Annotated in this window: 23 protein-coding genes and 1 tRNA gene; 14 read left to right on the top strand and 10 right to left on the bottom strand. The window is 66.3% G+C overall.

What is annotated here, in order from left to right:
• Nucleotides 1-16: 16 nt before the first annotated feature.
• The 8 genes from ABY42_RS02120 to ABY42_RS02085 all read left to right on the top strand — a co-directional run bounded on the left by ABY42_RS02120 (nt 17) and on the right by ABY42_RS02085 (nt 5,221).
• Complete coding sequence (locus ABY42_RS02120) at nt 17-223, top strand: hypothetical protein (protein WP_004973422.1); 207 nt, start codon at nt 17-19, stop codon at nt 221-223.
• A gap of 83 nt (nt 224-306) precedes the next feature.
• Entirely contained in the window at nt 307-693 is a 387-nt protein-coding gene (locus ABY42_RS02115; protein WP_004973424.1) for a Rid family detoxifying hydrolase, read from the top strand.
• A gap of 1 nt (nt 694) precedes the next feature.
• Nucleotides 695-901 carry a hypothetical protein gene (locus tag ABY42_RS02110; RefSeq protein WP_004973426.1) on the top strand — a complete coding sequence of 69 codons (207 nt, stop codon included), beginning with the start codon at nt 695-697 and terminating at the stop codon, nt 899-901.
• A 29-nt stretch (nt 902-930) separates the two neighbouring features.
• Nucleotides 931-1,011: transfer RNA gene (locus ABY42_RS02105), tRNA-Ser, on the top strand.
• A 425-nt stretch (nt 1,012-1,436) separates the two neighbouring features.
• On the top strand, nt 1,437-1,619 hold the full coding sequence (locus ABY42_RS02100) for a hypothetical protein (RefSeq protein ID WP_004973428.1): 183 nt from the start codon (nt 1,437-1,439) through the stop codon (nt 1,617-1,619).
• Between the two features lie 54 nt (nt 1,620-1,673).
• A complete protein-coding gene (locus ABY42_RS02095; RefSeq protein WP_049904984.1) occupies nt 1,674-2,066 on the top strand; it encodes a DUF7383 domain-containing protein in 393 nt (130 codons plus the stop codon).
• A gap of 215 nt (nt 2,067-2,281) precedes the next feature.
• Nucleotides 2,282-3,925 (top strand): thermosome subunit beta, encoded by a 1,644-nt coding sequence (gene thsB / locus ABY42_RS02090; RefSeq protein WP_004973432.1) that lies wholly within the window; start codon nt 2,282-2,284, stop codon nt 3,923-3,925.
• 300 nt (nt 3,926-4,225) lie between these two features.
• Nucleotides 4,226-5,221, top strand: coding sequence for an alanine dehydrogenase (locus ABY42_RS02085; RefSeq protein WP_004973433.1), 996 nt, complete (start codon nt 4,226-4,228; stop codon nt 5,219-5,221).
• 59 nt (nt 5,222-5,280) lie between these two features.
• On the opposite strand, the gene ABY42_RS02080 is transcribed toward ABY42_RS02085, so the two are convergent.
• From ABY42_RS02080 to hisH, 6 genes are all read right to left on the bottom strand, one after another.
• Nucleotides 5,281-5,499, bottom strand: a complete 219-nt coding sequence (locus tag ABY42_RS02080; RefSeq protein ID WP_004973435.1) for a DUF7535 family protein — start codon at nt 5,497-5,499, stop codon at nt 5,281-5,283.
• A 326-nt stretch (nt 5,500-5,825) separates the two neighbouring features.
• Nucleotides 5,826-8,702 carry a leucine--tRNA ligase gene (gene leuS / locus ABY42_RS02075; protein ID WP_050458586.1) on the bottom strand — a complete coding sequence of 959 codons (2,877 nt, stop codon included), beginning with the start codon at nt 8,700-8,702 and terminating at the stop codon, nt 5,826-5,828.
• Nucleotides 8,703-9,017: 315 nt separating this feature from the next.
• Complete coding sequence (gene hsp14 / locus ABY42_RS02070; RefSeq protein WP_004973439.1) at nt 9,018-9,461, bottom strand: archaeal heat shock protein Hsp14; 444 nt, start codon at nt 9,459-9,461, stop codon at nt 9,018-9,020.
• Nucleotides 9,462-9,577: 116 nt separating this feature from the next.
• On the bottom strand, nt 9,578-9,988 hold the full coding sequence (gene hsp14, locus ABY42_RS02065; protein ID WP_050458585.1) for an archaeal heat shock protein Hsp14: 411 nt from the start codon (nt 9,986-9,988) through the stop codon (nt 9,578-9,580).
• Between the two features lie 96 nt (nt 9,989-10,084).
• Nucleotides 10,085-10,891 (bottom strand): prephenate dehydratase, encoded by an 807-nt coding sequence (gene pheA / locus ABY42_RS02060; protein ID WP_004973442.1) that lies wholly within the window; start codon nt 10,889-10,891, stop codon nt 10,085-10,087.
• Between the two features lie 54 nt (nt 10,892-10,945).
• Nucleotides 10,946-11,605 carry an imidazole glycerol phosphate synthase subunit HisH gene (gene hisH, locus ABY42_RS02055; protein WP_004973446.1) on the bottom strand — a complete coding sequence of 220 codons (660 nt, stop codon included), beginning with the start codon at nt 11,603-11,605 and terminating at the stop codon, nt 10,946-10,948.
• 208 nt (nt 11,606-11,813) lie between these two features.
• On the opposite strand from hisH, the gene ABY42_RS02050 reads away from it, so the two are divergent.
• From ABY42_RS02050 to ABY42_RS02035, 4 genes are all read left to right on the top strand, one after another.
• Nucleotides 11,814-12,779 (top strand): phosphate/phosphite/phosphonate ABC transporter substrate-binding protein, encoded by a 966-nt coding sequence (locus ABY42_RS02050; protein ID WP_050458584.1) that lies wholly within the window; start codon nt 11,814-11,816, stop codon nt 12,777-12,779.
• Between the two features lie 85 nt (nt 12,780-12,864).
• A complete protein-coding gene (locus ABY42_RS02045) occupies nt 12,865-13,620 on the top strand; it encodes a phosphonate ABC transporter ATP-binding protein (protein WP_050458583.1) in 756 nt (251 codons plus the stop codon).
• Nucleotides 13,617-14,633, top strand: a complete 1,017-nt coding sequence (gene phnE / locus ABY42_RS02040; RefSeq protein WP_231608291.1) for a phosphonate ABC transporter, permease protein PhnE — start codon at nt 13,617-13,619, stop codon at nt 14,631-14,633. The genes ABY42_RS02045 and phnE overlap by 4 nt, the downstream gene beginning before the upstream one ends.
• Nucleotides 14,634-14,705: 72 nt before the next feature.
• Nucleotides 14,706-15,500 carry a DUF6498-containing protein gene (locus ABY42_RS02035; RefSeq protein ID WP_050458582.1) on the top strand — a complete coding sequence of 265 codons (795 nt, stop codon included), beginning with the start codon at nt 14,706-14,708 and terminating at the stop codon, nt 15,498-15,500.
• A gap of 21 nt (nt 15,501-15,521) precedes the next feature.
• Here the strand turns inward: ABY42_RS02035 and ABY42_RS02030 are convergent, their stop codons facing one another.
• From ABY42_RS02030 to ABY42_RS02020, 3 genes are read right to left on the bottom strand one after another with little or no spacing between them, the layout of a single operon-like run.
• Nucleotides 15,522-16,118 (bottom strand): uracil-DNA glycosylase, encoded by a 597-nt coding sequence (locus ABY42_RS02030; protein WP_050458580.1) that lies wholly within the window; start codon nt 16,116-16,118, stop codon nt 15,522-15,524.
• Nucleotides 16,119-16,142: 24 nt separating this feature from the next.
• On the bottom strand, nt 16,143-16,754 hold the full coding sequence (locus tag ABY42_RS02025) for an endonuclease dU (RefSeq protein WP_050458579.1): 612 nt from the start codon (nt 16,752-16,754) through the stop codon (nt 16,143-16,145).
• Nucleotides 16,751-16,921 (bottom strand): DUF5786 family protein, encoded by a 171-nt coding sequence (locus ABY42_RS02020; protein WP_004044482.1) that lies wholly within the window; start codon nt 16,919-16,921, stop codon nt 16,751-16,753. The genes ABY42_RS02025 and ABY42_RS02020 overlap by 4 nt, the downstream gene beginning before the upstream one ends.
• Before the next feature lie 131 nt (nt 16,922-17,052).
• Between ABY42_RS02020 and ABY42_RS02015 the strand changes: the two genes are divergently transcribed.
• Both ABY42_RS02015 and ABY42_RS02010 read left to right on the top strand, forming a co-directional pair.
• A complete protein-coding gene (locus tag ABY42_RS02015) occupies nt 17,053-17,679 on the top strand; it encodes an MBL fold metallo-hydrolase (RefSeq protein ID WP_050458578.1) in 627 nt (208 codons plus the stop codon).
• A 1-nt stretch (nt 17,680) separates the two neighbouring features.
• The gene (locus tag ABY42_RS02010; protein ID WP_004973454.1) at nt 17,681-18,061 is read left to right on the top strand and encodes a hypothetical protein; all 381 of its coding nucleotides are present in this window, start codon (nt 17,681-17,683) and stop codon (nt 18,059-18,061) included.
• Between the two features lie 17 nt (nt 18,062-18,078).
• On the opposite strand, the gene ABY42_RS02005 is transcribed toward ABY42_RS02010, so the two are convergent.
• Nucleotides 18,079-18,225, bottom strand: a complete 147-nt coding sequence (locus ABY42_RS02005; protein ID WP_004044485.1) for a 50S ribosomal protein L40e — start codon at nt 18,223-18,225, stop codon at nt 18,079-18,081.
• Between the last annotated feature and the right edge of the window lie 39 nt (nt 18,226-18,264).

Here is an 18,264-nt window from a genome sequence, read left to right as displayed (position 1 = left end):
CACAACCAATCCACCCATGGCTACGCTCCCCAACACAACCCCCACCGCCGAATCGCTCACGAAACCGCTGACCCTCCTCGGCCTCGGACTGGTCGCCGTCAGCGTCGCCGTCGCGGGGTTCGCGCTCCGAGACGGCGACGTCGTCACCGCCCTCGGGATGGGGCTGTTGTTCGCCTCGGGCGTCCTCACGACCGGCATCAGCCTCTCCGGGAAGTCGATCTAACTGACGGGCTGCGACCGGCTCGCTCCGCCGCGGACCCGGTCGTTCCACCCTATTTTATCACGTCGTGGCGAAATCCACCGCGTATGAAGCGCGTCATCGAGACCGACGAAGCGCCGGCCGCGGTCGGTGCGTACAGTCAGGCGACGACCAACGGCTCGCTGCTCTACACGGCGGGGCAGATTCCGCTGACGCCGGACGGCGAGCTCCTCGACGACGAGGACATCACGACGCAGACGACGCAGTCGCTCGACAACGTGATGGCCATCCTCGCGGAGGCCGGCGCGGACGCGAGCGACGTGCTGAAGACGACCGTGTTCCTCGCCGACATCGACGACTTCGAGGAGATGAACGAGACGTACGCGACCTACTTCGACGAGGAGCCGCCGGCCCGCTCGGCGGTCGAGGTCGGCAACCTGCCGAAGGGCGTCGGCGTCGAAATCGAGGCCGTCGCCGTCGTCGACGAGGAGTAACGTGGCCCGCCGCGTCCGGTCTGCGCTCGCGTGGGGCGCAGCGAGCCTCCTCCTCGTGGGCGTTCTCGCGCAGGGCGCGGTCCTCCTCGGACTCGGCATCGACGTGTCGTTCGGGGCGGTCGCCGCGGTGGCGGTCGCGTCCGGCGTCGCCGTCGGGTCCGTGACATACGTCATCGAACCCCGACTCGAACGGAAAGGAAGGGCTTAAATTATCCAGGCGGGAACGTTGCGTTGTAAGCCAGGATGGCCGAGCGGTAAGGCGCACGCCTGGAAAGCGTGTTCCCTCTGGGATCGGGGGTTCAAATCCCTCTCCTGGCGCTTCTTCCGAACGCAACCCACGTAGCAGCGCGTCTCGTCGCGCTGCGGGCGGCGAGTTCGGGAGAACGCCGCCGGAGGATTTGAACCAAGGAGCGAAGCGAACAGAGTGAGCAATGTGCGACACGAAGTGTCGCAGTGAGACGAACGGCGGAGCCGCGAGTCGTGAGCGACTGAGGCTCAAATCCCTCACCTTCGCATCCGGTGCACATAGCTTCTCCCGCAATCGCCGGCCGGCGAGAACCGTCGCCGGAGTCTATCGCCCCGCACGCCAAGGACCACTTACGTCGAAACTGGCAGGGCACCCCCAGTTCGACGCGACCCGAGGCACTACCACAGACCCAACCTACGGTACCGCCACAGAAGCGACCGTATCAACTGTTCGGACAAAACATTCATCCCCATGGGATACGATACCACGATTGACAATGCCTGACACCAAGACCGGCCGCGAGAAGAAGGGCCTCAACAAGCGGACCCAGCTCACCGAGCGGCTGTACGAACGAGAGTTATCGGTGTTAGACGAAGACGACGACGAGCCCCCGCTCGACGCCGCGAGAGACGAGACCGACGGCGAGTTCCTCGCGGACGAACTCCCCGACGACGACTGACGGCGCGACCGCCGACCACGCGAATTTTTATCGGGCGCAACAGAACGTGTGAGCGTGCACCACCGCGCGAACTACGCGACCGTGTTTATCGGGTCGCACCTCCACCCCGAAGGAGAGACGCTGGACCTCGACTGGGCGGACGACGCCGGAAACGAGACGGCGACGTTCGAGTTCGACGTCCCGACCGACGACCCGCGAGAGCCGTACCTCGGTATCCAGGCGTTCGACGTGGGCGAGTACGGCCACGAGATTCGAATCAACGGCGACTCGCTTTCGGGGTTCGACATCCCGCCGGGCGACGGCTGGCAGTACTGGGTCGACACCGTGACCGGCGCGAGCCTCGTCGAGGGCTCGAACACCATCCGAGTCGTCCGCGACGACGACGGCGACGACGCGTTCGCCGTCGGAACGGTGACGGTCCACTGGAAAGAGCCGGTCGAAGAGTAGCGTATAAAGCGCCCCGGCCGGGACAGAATTGTGGTGTGAAATGACGTACCACAGTAACTCCCCGAACGCCCGAGAGAAGGCATCTGTCGCGCGGTTACCGGGATAACGCGGCGAACGCGCGGAGTTCAGTGCTCGATTCGCCGGCGAAGCTTTTTTATAGAATCACAAACAATCAAGGCCTGTCTATGAGCCAGCGAATGCAGCAGGGTCAGCCGATGATCATCATGGGCGAGGATGCACAGCGCGTCAAGGACCGCGACGCGCAGGCGTACAACATCCGCGCCGCACGAGCAGTCGCCGAGGCGGTACGTTCCACACTCGGCCCGAAGGGGATGGACAAGATGCTCGTCGACTCGATGGGCGACGTCACCATCACGAACGACGGCGTCACCATCCTCAAGGAGATGGACATCGACAACCCGACGGCCGAGATGATCGTCGAGGTCGCCGAGACGCAGGAGGACGAAGCCGGCGACGGAACGACGACGGCGGTCGCCATCGCGGGTGAACTCCTCAAGAACGCCGAGGACCTCCTCGAACAGGACATCCACCCGACGGCCATCATCCGCGGCTTCAACCTCGCCTCCGAGAAGGCGCGCGAGGAAATCGACAACATCGCGGAGCGCGTCGACCCCGACGACGAGGAACTCCTGAAGAAGGTCGCCGAGACCTCCATGACGGGCAAGAGCTCCGAGCTCAACAAGGAGCTGCTCGCGGACCTCATCGTCCGCGCCGTCCGACAGGTCACCGTCGAAGCCAACGATGGCTCCCACGTCGTCGACCTCGAGAACATCTCCATCGAGACGCAGACCGGTCGCTCGGCGTCCGAGTCCGAGCTCCTCACCGGTGCCGTCATCGACAAGGACCCCGTCCACGACGACATGCCGGTCCAGTTCGACGAGGCCGACGTGCTGCTGCTCAACGAGCCCGTCGAGGTCGAGGAGACCGACATCGACACGAACGTCTCCATCGAGAGCCCCGACCAGCTCCAGAAGTTCCTCGACCAGGAGGAGGCCCAGCTGAAGGCGAAGGTCGACCAGATCGTCGACTCCGGCGCTGACGTGGTCTTCTGCCAGAAGGGCATCGACGACCTCGCCCAGCACTACCTCGCGAAGCAGGGTATCCTCGCGGTCCGCCGGACGAAGAAGTCCGACATCCGCTTCCTCAAGAACATCACCGGTGCGGCGGTCGTCTCCGACCTCGACTCCATCGAGGCCGGCGACCTCGGTCGCGCCTCCATCCGCCGCGACGAGGCCGACGAGCTGTTCTACGTCGAGGGCATCGGCGACGACGTCCACGGCGTCACGCTCCTGCTCCGCGGCTCCACCGACCACGTCGTCGACGAACTCGAACGCGGCGTCCAGGACGCCCTCGACGTCGTCGCGTCGACGGTCGCCGACGGTCGAGTGCTCGCCGGCGGCGGCGCTATCGAGGTCGAACTCGCCTCGCGCCTCCGCAACTACGCCGACTCCGTCTCCGGCCGCGAGCAGCTCGCGGTCGAGGCGTTCGCCGACGCGCTCGAACTCGTCCCGCGCGTCCTCGCGGAGAACGCCGGTCTCGACTCCATCGACACGCTCGTCGACCTCCGCGCGGCCCACGAAGAGGGTCAGGTCCGCGCCGGGCTGAACGTCTTCACCGGCGAGGTCGAAGACGCGTTCGAAGCGGGCGTCGTCGAGACGGCTCACGCGAAGGAGCAGGCCGTCGCCTCCGCCTCCGAAGCCGCGAACCTCGTCCTCAAGATAGACGACATCATCGCGGCCGGTGACCTCTCCACCGGCGGCGACGACGACGACGAGGGCGGCGCACCCGGCGGCATGGGTGGCATGGGCGGCATGGGCGGTATGGGCGGCGCGATGTGAAAATCGGCTAACGCCTTTCACCCATCCCCCGACGCCTGCACCGCGCGACGAATCACTCACTTTTTGGCGCAAAACGGCTGCCGAGCATCCGAAGAGCCGCGGCTGCGCCTCCGAACGACGGTACGCGGGGGAGAAGCAACCGATGGGCGTCGATTCCGACTCTCGCGACGATCGGACGAGAGCCCCACGCTGATTCACCGATGTCAGAGAAGTTGGATAATTATCTCACTTTCTCAGATACACTTGCAGTTGTGTTCAGAAATGGAACGAACTAAGTAGCAGGTACGGCAACGTGTCTCTATGCGCAAGACGCTGCTGTTGAACAAGGACGACGTTCACGAGAACGTCCAGATGCCGGAGCTCATCTCGGCCATCGAGGACGCCTTCGCCGCCTACGAGTCCGGCGACGCCCAGATGCCGCCGAAGTCCTACATCGACCTGCCGCAGTACAACGGCGACTTCCGGTCGATGCCCGCCTACTTAGACGCGGGCGACTGGGACGCCGCGGGCATCAAGTGGGTCAACGTCCACCCCGACAACGGCGACAAGTACGACCTGCCCACCGTCATGGGCACGATGATTTACTCCGACCCCGAGAACGCCTTCCCGCTGGCGCTCCTCGACGGGACGGAGCTCACGATGCTCCGCACCGGCGCGGCCGCGGCCGTCGCCACCGACTACCTCGCCGTCGAGGACGCCTCCTCGATGGGTATCGTCGGCGCGGGCGTCCAGTCGTACACGCAGCTTCGCGCCATCAGCGAGGTCCGCGACATCGAGGAAGTCGTCATCTCCGACCTCGACGAGGAGCGCGTCGCCGACTTCATCGACGCCTTCGAAGACGAGTTCGACATCCGCGCCGGCTCCATCGAGGAGGCCGCAAGCTGTGACGTGCTGTCGACGGTGACGCCCGTCGAGTCGCCCATCGTCCCGCGCGACGCGGTCGGCGACCACACCCACATCAACGCGATGGGTGCCGACGCCGAGGGCAAACACGAACTCGCAGACGAGGTGCTCTTGGACGCCAAGCTCGTCATCGACGACCACGCCCAGACCACCCACTCCGGCGAAATCAACGTCCCGTACAATCAGGGCGTCCTCACCGACGACGACATCTACGGCGCAATCGGCGACATCGTCCTCGGGAACCTCGACGGCCGCACCGACGCCGACGGCATCAGCGTCTTCGACTCCACGGGACTCGCGATTCAGGACGTCGCGGCGGCCCACGTCGCCTACGAGCACGCGTTCGAGAACGACAACGGCTACGCGTTCGACCTCCTCGGTCTCGCCGAGTAAGGTCGACCGACCCGACGCTGCTGGCATTCACCGTTCTCTTTTGTGGTCCGACCCCCGAGCTACGGGCTCGGCCCCCGCTGTGCGTTGAGGTAGCCGAACACCTTCGAGAGCACGTAGACGATGGCGATGAAGGGCAAGAACGGAACCATCAGGACGACGAGGATGAGAAACATCGTCCACCCGATGGAGTCCATCTCGCTGTTCGTCCGCGGTCGGGTCCCCGGCGTAACGGTGTGGTAAGCCTTCTGTGCGAGGCTCAGCGAGTCGTCTTCGCTCATGAAATAGTGTTAGTTCGGCGAGACGATAAACCGAACGCCGGACCGCGGGGCCGACCTCACCAATGTCGGTACTTCGCCCGCTCTTCGGTCGCGCCGCAGTCGGGGCACTCGTAGGTCCGCCTGTCTTCGAGGTCGGTCCGCTTTTCGTCGTCCACGCGATACATCTCGACTTCGCATGCCTCGCACAGCATGTATTAATTATCGTATGTGATACCGTAAATCTAGGGGAGCGCCCGGATAGTCGGCTCAGTTGGCGTTTTTAGCAGTGCTCGCGGCTGCGTATCAGCGCTGAAAAATAGAACCCGGTCGTGTCGCGGCGCGCCCGGCTATTCGAGGTGGACCGCGGGGCGGAACGGAATCGCCTTCGAGGCGCGGTCGGCGGGGTCGACGATGTCGGGGTCGTCCTCGGCGAACACCTCGACCTCGGCGTCGAACTCGCGGGCGAGGAAGTCGGCTGCGCGCTCGTAGGTGCCGGCCTCGTCCAGTTCGAGCTGCGCGCGGAGCGTCGATTCGTCGCGCCCGCGGGTCTGGTCGACGAGGTCCTGCACGAGGTCGTTCACGTCGTTGCCCTTCTCGCGGAGGTCGGGGTCCTGCATGACCTGACCCATGATTGCGCCGACGTTGTCGCCGTTGTCGACGACCGTCTCGAACACGTCGCGCTTCCAGTCGGCGGCGACGTAGACCCGGATGGTGTCGGGGTCGGAGTCGGTCACGTCGATGATGTCGCGCACGTCCTCGGTCAGGCGCTCGACCTGTCGCTCTTCGAGTTCGACCGACTCGTCTTCGAACTCGGCGTCCGGTTCGGGCCACGGCGCGTCCTCGGCGGGCGTGCCGGTCAACTGCTCGTGCAGCTCGTTCGTCATGAACGGGATGAACGGCGCGAGCAGGCGCAGACGGGTTTCGAGGACCGTCCGGAGCGTCCACTTCGCGGCCGGGCGGTCGAGGTCGGTCCGGCGGCGGTACCACCGCAGCGACTCCTCGAAGTTGTAGAACGCCGCCTGACTGGCCGAGCGCGTCTCGGACTCGTCCATCGCGGTCGTCACGTCGCGGACGGTGTCCTGCAGCTTCGACAGGAGCCAGCGGTCGACCGTCTCCAGTTCGGGCCGCTCGTCCGGTCCGGGGTCGGCGATAATCTCCTGCGCGCGGTTCCAGAACCGTTCGAGCTGGTCGTGGACCGAGCCGACGAGGTCGTCGCGCCAGTCGTAGTCCTGCCACGGCTCCGCGGAGTTGAGCAGGAAGAAGCGGACGGTGTCCGCGCCGTACTCGCCGATGGCCTCGCCGGGGAGGACGACGTGACCCTTCGAGGACGACATCTTCTGGCCTTCGAGCAGGCCCATGCCCATGATGACGATGCCCTGGGGCCACTGCGGCTCGTCGAACAGTTCGCCGTGGTGGAACTGGTAGAACGTCAGGTGGTTCGTGATGAGGTCGTTCCCGGAGAACCGGTAGTCGACGGGGTACCAGTAGTCCCACTCCTCGCGCAGTTCGAGCGCTTTCTCGGGGGCGTCGTCGACCGCGTCGGCCCCGTAGAACAGCGCGTCGAAGAACTCCTGGGTGAGTTCCTCGGTCGGAATCTCCTGCAGGCGGTGGGCGATGGTGTAGTACGCCATGTAGATGGTCGAGTCCGAGAGGGGCTCAATGACGAACTGGTCGTCCCACGGCAGGCGGGTTCCGAGGCCGTAGTTGCGGATACACGGCCACCCGTTGAGCCAGTCGATGGTGTGGTGGTACTCGTCGCGGGTGTTCTCGGGGATGGCGTCCAGCCCGTCGGCCACGTCGTGGGCGAGTCGCTTCCAGTCCTCGTCGTCGTACGAGAGGAACCACGTGTCCTGTTCGGCGACGACGACGTCGCCGCCGCAGCGGCAGACGACCTCCTCGGAGAACTCCTGCATCACGTCGAACTGGCCGGCCTCGATGCCGTCGGCCTTGTAGTCGTCGCGGACCTCCTCGACGAGGCCGCCGGCGTAGTCGCCGTAGAACTCTTTGAGGCGGCCCGCGTGGAACTCCTTGTTGTAGAGGTCCTTCGTGGCCTTTTCGAGGGCGGGGTCGTCGGAGGACTCGATTCCGCGGTTCTCGACGGCCGACTTCGCGGGAATCTCGCCGTACGCGTCGTCCTCGGAGTCGATGTCGAGAATCGGAATCGGTTCGATGGCCGCCACGTCGGCGGGGTCGATGCCGAACGATTCGAGGTAGTCGGCGTCGGCCTTGGCCTCCTGCAGCGCCACGTAGTCGTCGGGGCTGTGGGCCGGGACGGACATGACGACGCCCGTCGCGTTGTCGGCGTCGACGAAGTCGGCCGGCAGGACGAGCACGTCGTCGCCGGTGACGGGGTTCTCGACCGTCTGGCCGACGAGTTCGGCACCCTCGACGGTTTCGAGAACCTCCACGTCGCGGGCCTGATATTCGAGTTTGTCGGCCGCGTACTCGGAGACGAACCACGTCTCACCGTCGACCTCGGCGACCACGTAGGTCGCCTCGGGGTCGATGTAGGCGTTGGTCACGCCGCGGACCGTCTCGGGGCGCAGGGTCGCCATCGGGACGACCACGTCGCCGCCGTCTCGCTCCCAGCCGAAGCGGACCAGCGTGTACTCTTGGAACTCGGCGTTCTCGCCTTCGAGCAGGTCGTGGGTCGTGACCGGCTGTTCCTCGTTCGTACAGAACTTGACGGGGTGGAGGCCCTTCTCCAGTCGCCCGCGCTCGCGGAGCGTCCGGTACTGCCACTCGACGAACTTCGAGTAGCGCTCGTTGTTCGTGGTGAACTCGCGCCGCCAGTCCACCGACAGACCGAGCGACTGCATCCCCTTCTTGTAGTGTTCCTCGATGAAGTACCGCGCCCAGCCCATGGGCGATTCGAGGTCCGAAAGCGTGTCCTCGGGGACGTTGTAGGTGTCGGTCAGAACCGAGAGCTGTTTCTCCTCGCGGTTTTTCAGGCGCTCGACCGCGCCGATGATGGGCGTTCCGGTGACGTGCCACGCGATGGGAAACAGGACGTTGTCGCCCTGCTGTCGTCGGTAGCGAGCGTACACGTCGGGAACGGTGTACGTCCGCGCGTGCCCGATGTGCATCCCGCCGCTGGGGTACGGATAGGGCACCGTCACGAACGTCGCGTCGTCGGCGTCTGCGTCCGGGTCGGCCTCGTATCGGCCGGTCTCGGACCAGCGCTCCCGCCAACGCGCTTCGAGTTCCTGCGGGTCGTAGTCCATATCCGTGGTAGTGGTACCCCGGCCTAAAATAACTCCTATACTCGACTTGTGTGGCTGTCTGATTGCGGCAGATATTGCCACACGGTGGCACGAGACAAACGGGAGAGACTGGCCGCGAAACGGCGTCGAATCCTCGTTTCGCCAGAATCGAGACCGGTACAGAACTGACGGCGCAAATCGCGACCGTGACGCGCCGCCGTGCGGGCAAAGAAACGAAAATGGAAACGAAAACGGGAACGAAAGCAGCGAGCGACCCACCAAGAGAGAGCCTGTCGCGGGCGACGCGCCAGCGGGTATCGGGGCGGCGACGCCGGCTCAGTCGATGTCGATGCGGCGGGAGTCGTCGGGTTCGACGTCGCGCTTGGGGAGGGTGACCGTCAGGACGCCGTTGTGGTAGCCGGCGGACGCGCCGTCCTCGTCGACCGACTCGGGGAGGCGAATCGTGCGGCGGGCGGACTCGTGGCGGCGCTCGCGGCGGAGGTATTCGCCGTCGGCGCGTTCCTCGTCGAGTTCGCGCGTCGCGTCGACCGTCAGCGTGCGGTTGGCGACCGACAGGGAGATGTCCTCCTTCTCGTAGCCCGGGAGGTCGATGGTGACGACGATTTCGCCGTCGTGGTCGGTGACGTCGATTGCCATCTCGTGGCGGACCTGCGCCATCACGCCCGAACGGTCGAACTGCCGTCCCATCTCGTCGAACTGGCGGGACATTCGCTCGAACAGTTCCTCGAAGTCGTCGAAGGGGTTGGTACGTCGCATCATGTGTTTTTTCACCGAGGCATATGGACGCCGTCTGAGGAGATAATCGTTTCCGGAACGTAGATAGCAATTCGCACGCTACAGGACTGGAGGCACCGGTATTCAAAAGATGAGCCGCGTCACTCGATGTCGATTTGCGTGGAGTCGTCGCCCGCGGGTTCGGCCTTCGGGAGCGTCACGGTCAGGACGCCGTTTTTGTACGACGCCGTCACCTCGTCGCGGACGACCTCGGCGGGGAGCGTAATCGTCCGGGAGACGGACCGCTGGCTCCGCTCGCGGCGGACGTACCGGTCGTCGTCGACCTCCGACGACTCCTCGTGGTCGGCCGCGATGGTGAGTCGCCGCCCGCTGACGCTCACGTCGAGGTCGTCCTTCTCGAAGCCGGGGAGGTCGGCGACGACCTCGATGACCTCGTCGTCGTCGACGACGTCGAGGGAGATGTCTTGGAACCGACCGATACCGGACTCCTCGAACGACCGGCCCATCCGGTCGAACAGGTCTTCTATCTCGTCGAACGGGTTTCGCTGCATACGCGTCCGAGTACGTCGCCGACGGCAAAGAAAGATGTGCTCAGACCCACATATCGAGAGCGCCCGGCCGGACCGCGGAACGGGGGCCGCGGATGCTCAGTACAGGACGTGCCGCGTGTCGTACGACCCGAGGACGCGAACCCAGCCGTTGCGGGCGATGCCCTCGACCTCTTCGAGCGCCTCCTGCATCCGCTCTTCGTAGAGGCCGGCGTCGGCGTCGATGTGGAACAGGTAGTCGCCGAGGCGGTTGCCGCTCGGGCGCGACTCGATGCGCGAGAGGTTGATGTCGCGTTCGGCGAACGCTTCGAGCAGTTCCAAGAGGAGTCCGGGGTAGTTGGCGTTGGGGTAGACGACGAGCGAACTCTTGCCGCCGGCGTCCGAGCGGGCGGACTCGGGCGCGATGACGAGGAACCGCGTCGCGTTCGACGACTGGTCCTGGATGTCCTCGGCGATGATTTCGAGGTCGTCGCCAACGTTGTCGGGGTGACCGATGCCCGCGACCGACGGGTCCGCGCGGGCGCGTTCGACGCCGCGGGCCGTGCTGGCGACGGCTTCGAGCTTCGCGTCGGGGTAGTTCTCTTCGAGGTAGGACCGACACTGCGCGAGCGCCTGCGAGTGGCTGGCGACGACGTCGAAGTTCGCGCTCTGGGCCAACAGCGCGTGGCGGATGGGCGTGACGATTTCCTGGACGACGCTCACGTCCGAGTTCGCCACGGCGTCGAGGCTCTCGGTGACGCTCCCTTCGATGCTGTTTTCGATGGGAACGACGCCGCGCTCGAACGACCCGTCGGCGACCGCTTGGACGATGGAGGTGACCGATTCTCGGAAGGCGACGTCGTCGGCGACCGCGCGGGCGGCGCGATGGGAGTACGTGCCCGCCGGGCCGAGCGTGACTGCCTGCATGGACACCCCTTCACGAAGCGGCGACAAAAGACCGTCGGGGCAGGCAGATTCGGCCTATCGCTCCGCGCAGAACTCGACGAAGTTGCGGAGGATGGTCAGCCCGGTCTCGCCGGACTTCTCGGGGTGGAACTGCGTGCCGAAGACGGTTCCCTCCTCGTTGGCGACGACCGCGGGGAACTCCACGCCGTAGTCGGTCGACGCGACGACCGCGTCCTCGTCGTCGGGGTCGGCGTAGTACGAGTGGACGAAGTAGGCGTACTCGCCGTCGACGCCCTCGACGAGCGGGTGGTCGCGCCGGACGTTGAGTTCGTTCCAGCCCATGTGCGGGACCTTCTGTCCCTCGTCGAAGCGGACGTTGCGGCCGGGGATGAAGTCGAGCCCCTCGACCTCGCCCTCGCCCGCGTGGTCGGCCTCCTCGGAGGAGGTCAGCAGCATCTGCATCCCGAGACAGATACCGAAGATGGGCGTCCCGTCGGCGGCGGCCTCGGCGAGCGGTTCGCGGAAGGGGCCGGCGTTCTCCATCCCCTCGGAGAACGCGCCGACGCCGGGGAGAACGATGCCGTCGGCGTCGTCGAAGTCGGCCGGGTCGTCGGAGACGACGACGTTCGCCCCCGCGCGTTCGAGCCCTCGCATGGCGCTCCGGAGGTTTCCGAGCCCGTAGTCGACCATCACCACGTCGGCGAGGGTCTCTTCGGGCGACTGTGTCGTGCTCATGCGTACACGTGCGAGACCGGGAGGCAAGTGAGTTTCCGTCGCGGCGACGGTCGCCCGATGACCGCGGGACCGACGCGGTATCACAAAATCGCCCGACTGTTCTATGTTTACTCACAGAGTACGCAATATGACTTTATATCTATGTATCTATACGGAGAAAGAATAGGAAGATTTAACCTCAGTGTGTCTGAGTGTTCTGACGAATCACATGTCTTCCCGACGGAGTTTCCTCAAGAAGACCGGCGCGCTCGGCGCGCTCGGCGTTTCGGGGTTGAGCGGGTGTATCGGCAGCGTCACGGGTGGGTCGGATTCGGTCAACTTCCTCCTCACGCCGTCCGAATCGGACGTCGATATCCAACAGCAGTATCAACCGCTGTTCGAGTACCTCGAATCCGAGACGGGCGTGACCGTCGAGTCGTCGGTCGCCGCGGACTACGCCGCGGTGTACCAGGCGTTCAAATCCGGGCAGGCCGACCTCGCCGACTCCTCGCCGACCATCGCCATTCAGGGCGGCAACGAGGGCGTGACCGAGGTCATGGGTATCCGCGTGGCCTACGGCGCGGCGAAGTACTTCTCCATCATGACGACGACGCCCGACAGCGGTATCGAGGAACTCGCCGACCTCGAAGGCGAGACCGTCGCGTTCGCCGACCGCCTCTCGACGAGCGGGTCGCTGTTCCCGCTTTTCATGCTGAATCAGGCCGGCCTCGACACGGGCAACGCCCCCGACGGCGAGCCCGTCGACTTCACCGGCCAGTGGTCCGACCACGCGACCGCCCGCGAGACGCTCGTCAACCGCGACGAGGTCGTCGCCGCCGGCACGGGCGCGTTCTCGACCGCACCGCACGTCCCGAAAGACCAGTTCCCCCAGCAGTTCCTCGACACCTCCGCCGAGAACGACGGCGACCTCGGAACCGCGGACCCCGAACTCCAACTGCTCGCGGTCTCTGACCCCATCCCCCGCGCGCCGATAATCGTCCGTTCCGAACTGGAATCGGAGATGAAGTCGTCGATGACGGACGCACTCACGAGCGTCACGCAGGACGACCTCATCAACGAGGACCTCTCCGACGACCAACAGCTCTGGTTCACCGGCGTCGAGCCGGGTACCGTCGAGGACTACCAGCCGATTCAGAACGTCATCGACACGCTCGGAATCTCTCTCGGACAGTAATCAACTCACAAACAATTCCATTGCAGTATCATTTTGGCGGTGCCGCGCCCACGAACCGTAGACGCGGGAAGTCCGCCCACACACTATGAGTACCATCGAAGTACGTAACCTCACGAAAGCGTTCGGCGACGTCCGGGCGTTGGACGACGTCTCTTTCACCATCGAGGACGGCGAGTTCGCCGTGCTCCTCGGGCAGTCGGGGGCGGGGAAATCCACGCTCCTCCGCTGTCTGAACGGCCTGACAAACCCGACGTCCGGCGAGATTCGAATCGACGGCGAGCCGGTTAAAGGCCCGCGCGACGACGTGGCCATGATTTTCCAGCAACACTACGTGCTGGGTCAGCTCAGCGCCTACGGCAACGCGCTGACCGGCGCGCTCAACCGCACCTCGTTCTTCCGTAGTCTCGTCGGCTGGCACGCGGAAGAAGACAAGTTCGAGGCGCTCCGCGCGCTGGAGACGGTCGGACTGCTCGACCAGGCGAACCAGCGGACCCGGAGCATGAGCGGCGGCCAGCAACAGCGCGTCGGTATCGCCCGCGCGCTCGTTCAGGGGCCGAGCCTGCTTTTGGCCGACGAACCCGTCGCCAGCCTCGACCCCGCCAGCGCCGAGACGGTGATGGGGTACATCCGGAGCGCGGCCGCGGAGCGCGACCTCTCGACGCTCGCGAGCCTCCACCAGGTGAACCTCGCCCGCGAGTTCGGCGAGCGGTTCCTCGCGCTCCGCGACGGAGAACTCGTCTTCGACGGCTACCGCGAGGACCTGACCGTCGACGTCATCGACCGCATCTACGGCGACGTGCAGACCGCGGACATCCGCGAGGGGACAGAGGTGAGCGCATGAGCGGCGGCGACCCAACCTCCGGCGGCGGCCCGCGAAACGGCGAGGACCGACCCCGCGACGCGCGAGCCGACGGCGGCACCGAGTCCCAGACGGGGACGCTCGACCGCGCGCTCCGAGACATCACCCTCACGAAGCGAATCAAGTGGGGGATGGCGTTCGCCATCTCGGTCGTCTTCGGTTTCTTCTTCTTCGAGGCGCTCTCGGAGGTCGGCTTCTCGGTCGCCGAAATCCTCTACTACTGGCCCGAGTTCCAGGAGGCGCTCGGGGACTTCTTCCCGCGGACGACGCTGTTCGGCCTCCCGTTCGTCGATTTCGGCTCCTACTGGCAGTTCATCCAGGAGCGGGACCTGTTCGGCGCGGCCATCGTCACGCTGGCGATGGGCTTCGCCGGAACCGTCCTCGGCATCCCCGGCGCGCTCCTCCTCGGCGTCCTCGGCTCCGAGCGGGTGACTCCCTACCCCTTCAACTTCATCTTCCGCGGCACGATGAGCGTCATCCGCGCCATCCCGGCGCTCGTCTGGGCGCTCATCTACATCCCGCTCGGCGGCGTCTCGCCGTTCACGGCGACGCTCGCCATCGGGACCGACACGATGGGCAACCTCGGCCGCCTGTTTACCGACGCGCTCGAAGAGGTCGAAGACGGACCGATAGAGGCCATCGAGTCGACCGGCGCGAACCGCCGGCAGACGGTCGTCTTCGGGATGCTCTCGCAGGTCTTTACGCCCTTCATCGCGTGGACAATGTACATCCTCGAAATCAACACGCGCATCGCCGTCACGATGGGGCTCATCGGCGGCGGTGGCATCGGCTACGTCCTGCAGACCCAGCGGAGCCTGTTCAAGTACACGAACATGATGGCGACGATTCTCGTCATCTTCGTGCTCGTCGTCTCCGTCGAGTTCGTGAGCCAGCGCGTTCGCTCGTACATCCGCGGCGAGGAAGAAGAGGGCATGAGCGTCCTCAAACTCGTCATCGAGTTCCCCCAGCGGATGGCCCGCTCCATCTGGGAGTAACTCCGGCGACCCGACTCGGCGGTTCCCTCGCGGTACGGTTTTTATCGGTCCGTCGCGTCTCACAGCGTAGCCATGCCGTCGTCGCCGCGTTCCACTCCTTCGCCGTCGCACGCCGCCTCCTCGGGGTCTGGTCTCGCCGCCTCGCCCGTCGCCCTCCCCGCGCTCGTGGTCGCGAACCTCGTCCCCCTCGTCGGCGTCGTCTGGTTCGACTGGAGCTTGAAGGCGCTGCTCGTCGCCTACTGGCTCGAAAGCGGCGTCGTCGGCCTGCTGAACGTCCCGAAGATTCTCGCCGCCAGCGGCCGCGGCGACGGCGGGTCGAGCATCAACGCCACCATCAACGGTCGGCGGGTGGACCTCTCGCCGCCCGAATCGCCCCGCGACGGCTTTCACTTCTACCCCTCGAACGTCCCCATCGCGGGCTTTTTCGCCATGCACTACGGGATTTTCTGGGTCGTCCACGGCGTGTTCGTCTGGTCGTTCGACGCCTTCGCGGGCGGGGCGGCCGGCGCGGTCGGCGGCGTCCCGCTCGGCGCGGTCCTCCTCGCGGCGGGCGCGACGGTCCTCAGCCACGGCGGGTCGTTCGCCGCCAACTTCGTCGGCCGCGAGGAGTACCGGAGCGTCTCGCCCGGCAAACAGATGTCCGAACCCTACCGGCGGGTCATCGTCCTCCACCTGACCATCATCCTCGGCGCGTTCCTCGTCGCCGCCTCGGGCGCGCCCGCCGCGGCGCTCGTCGTCATGGTCGTCGTCAAGACCGCGCTCGACGCGGGCGCGCACCTCAGAGAGCACGCCCGGGCGAAAAAGCGGGCGAACCGACCCGAAGAACCGGTCGGCGAGCGAATCGAAGTCAGCGACGCATCGGCCTGAACTCGCTCCCGCTCGCCGCCTTCAGAAGTCGCCGAGGCTGGCCTGTCCGTCCGAGGAGTCGGCGAGTCCCGAGAGGTCGGCGGCGCGCGCGATGGTCTCGAAGAAGCCCTCGCGCTGGCTCCGGTCGTAGAGCGTCGCCGCGGGGTGAACCGAGAGGAGGACGCGGTAGGAGGCGTCGCCGACGCGGGCGTCCACGACCGACCCTGACTCGTTCGTGATGGCGACGCCGCGGTCGAGCAGGTGCTGCGAGGGCACTTTCCCGAGGGTGACGATTAGCTCGGGGTCGACGAGTTCGAGTTCGCGGGCGAGGTAGCCCCGGCAGTTCGACAGTTCCTCGCTCGTCGGGTCGCGGTTGTCCGGCGGGCGGCAGCGCACGCAGTTGGTGATGCGAACGTCGGCGCGGGCGAGGCCGGCCTCGCGGAGCGCGTCGTCAAGCACGGAGCCGGAGCGACCCACGAACGGCTCGCCGCCCTCGTCTTCCTTCGCGCCCGGCGCTTCGCCGAGGAAGAGCAGGTCGGCGTCGTCGGGGCCGACCCCGTTGACGATGCGACTCCGCGAGTCGACGAGTTCGGGGCACTGCTCGCAGCCCGTCACGCAGAGGCCCTCCATGTGTTCCATACTCGGTTCGAGGGCGGGGACGGCTTAATCCCCGGCGAAGCGTCGCGCGGCGCGGGCGGCCATCCGGGCCACGCGAATCGGTTCGGGACGACCGCCGACCGGGGTGAACCCGCGGACGACCCGCGCGGCCTCGTCGTCGTCGCAGCCGGCGGCCCGGACGAACACCGTCTCGCCGTTCACATCGAGCCGTCGACGGGGCGGGGCCGCGCGGTACGTGGCGAGTCGCCGGTCGAGCGCCGCGCCCGAGAAGTGAGCCGAGAGCGCGGGTTCGAGCCCATCGCTCTCCTCGAAGGAGACCGAGAGCACCGGGCGGTCGAGGTCCGCGGCGAGGTGCTCGACGTCGACGAGGTTGAACCACGCCGGGGCGATGCCGGAGACGAGCAGGTAGCGCACGTCCTCGCGGTCGAGCGAGGCGTACAGCGAGGCGATGGCGTCGGTCGCGTCGTCGCCGCCGACGGTGCACGTCTCGAAGGCGAGGCCGTCGACGACCCGGTCGGCGCGGACGACCGCGCCGCAGAGGACGCTCTCCGGAGACGGGTCTGTCGAAAAATGAGCGTCGTCAGCGTCGTCTGTGGGTGCGCGCGCCGCCCCGGGGGAAGATTCCGCGACCCCGAGGGCGCGAGACCCCGGCTTCACTCGTCTTTAATCTCCTGGAGCCGGTCGAGGAGTTCGTCGTTGGACGCGCCGATTTCGAAATCGACCTCGCCCTCGTGTTTCTCCTCGCTCGTCGTGACGCCGTCTTCCTCGTCGAAGTCGACGTTCTGGTCTCCTTGTTCGGACTCGTCGTAGCTCCCAAATCCCATACAGTCATACGTACACGACCGAGCCCCAAAAAGGATTTGTCGCGCGAGTTCGACGTTTGGGGGCGAGTTGCGGTGTCGCGGGGAACGTCTCGCCCGTCCGACTTTTTCCGTTCGGGCGCGTACGCGGAGGTATGGAAGTCATCCCAGTCACCGCCGACGCCGAGAGCTTCACCTGCAACGCCTACCTCGTCCTCGGCGCGCGAACCGTCCTCGTCGACGCCGGAACGATGCCCGGCGTCGAGGAGGTCGTCGCCGAGCACACCGACGACCTCGACGCGGTGGTCGTCACCCATCAGCACTCGGACCACGTGGGCGAACTCGACGCGGTGGTCGAGCGGTTCGCCCCGGATGTGTACGCCTACGCCGACCACCCGCTTCGAACGCACGAACTCGAAGACGGCGACCGCGTCGAGATGGGCGACGAATCGTTCGAGGTCATCTACACGCCGGGTCACGCCGACGACCACGTCTCGCTCGTGAGCGGGCGGTCGCTGTTTTCCGGCGACGTGTTCGTCTACAACGACGGCGCGTTCGACGACGGCAGTTTCGGTCGTACCGACATGCCGGGACAGTCCCGCGAACGCCTCATCAGCAGCCTGCACACGCTCCTCGACCGCCTCCCGTCGACCGTCGAGGCGCTGTACGCCGGCCACGGCGACCCCTTCGAGAACGAGGTCGGGGGCGACACCGTCCGCGACGCGCTCGAACGCGCGCTCGAACGCGCGGAGCGCCGCGAACCGAAGTACCCGGAGGCCTGAGATGGCGACCGACACGACCGGGGGCGCGGGCGGCGACCTGACGCGACTGCACTACGTCGGCGTCGGCCTCGCGGCCGTGACCGGCGTGATTCACCTCGTCCTCGGGGCGGGCGCGCTGGCCGCGAACCTCGCCGACCCGCTCGGCATCGCGTTCATCGGGGCCGCGGCGGGCTTCGCCGCCGGCATCGTCGGCGTCCTGCGCGGCGACGAGCGCCTCCGCTCGCGGGTGGTGTTGCTCGGCATCCCCTTCACCGTCGGACAGGTGGTCCTCTACGTCGCGCTGAACTGGCCGAATATCTTCGGAATCGGCGGCATCGTGGACAAACTCGTCCAGCTCGCGCTGCTCGCGGTGCTGGTCGAACTGTATCGGCGAGACGCCTGAGAGAGAAGCGTGCGGGCTTACGCGGCGCGGCGTTCCTTCGACTTGGGTCGAAGGTGCTTGTAGCCGCACTTGCGGCACTGCTTTGCCTTCTGGGGGTTGCGCGCGTTGCACCGCATGCAGATCTGCTTCTCGAGCGTCCGCTTCGTCGCAGCGTCACTAGCCATGCATACGAGTCCCCCCGCCGGTCGTATAACGCTTGCGAG

It is taken from the genome of Haloferax gibbonsii, assembly GCF_001190965.1.
Lineage (GTDB): Archaea > Halobacteriota > Halobacteria > Halobacteriales > Haloferacaceae > Haloferax > Haloferax gibbonsii.
This window is presented reverse-complemented; position numbering and strand designations above follow the sequence as displayed.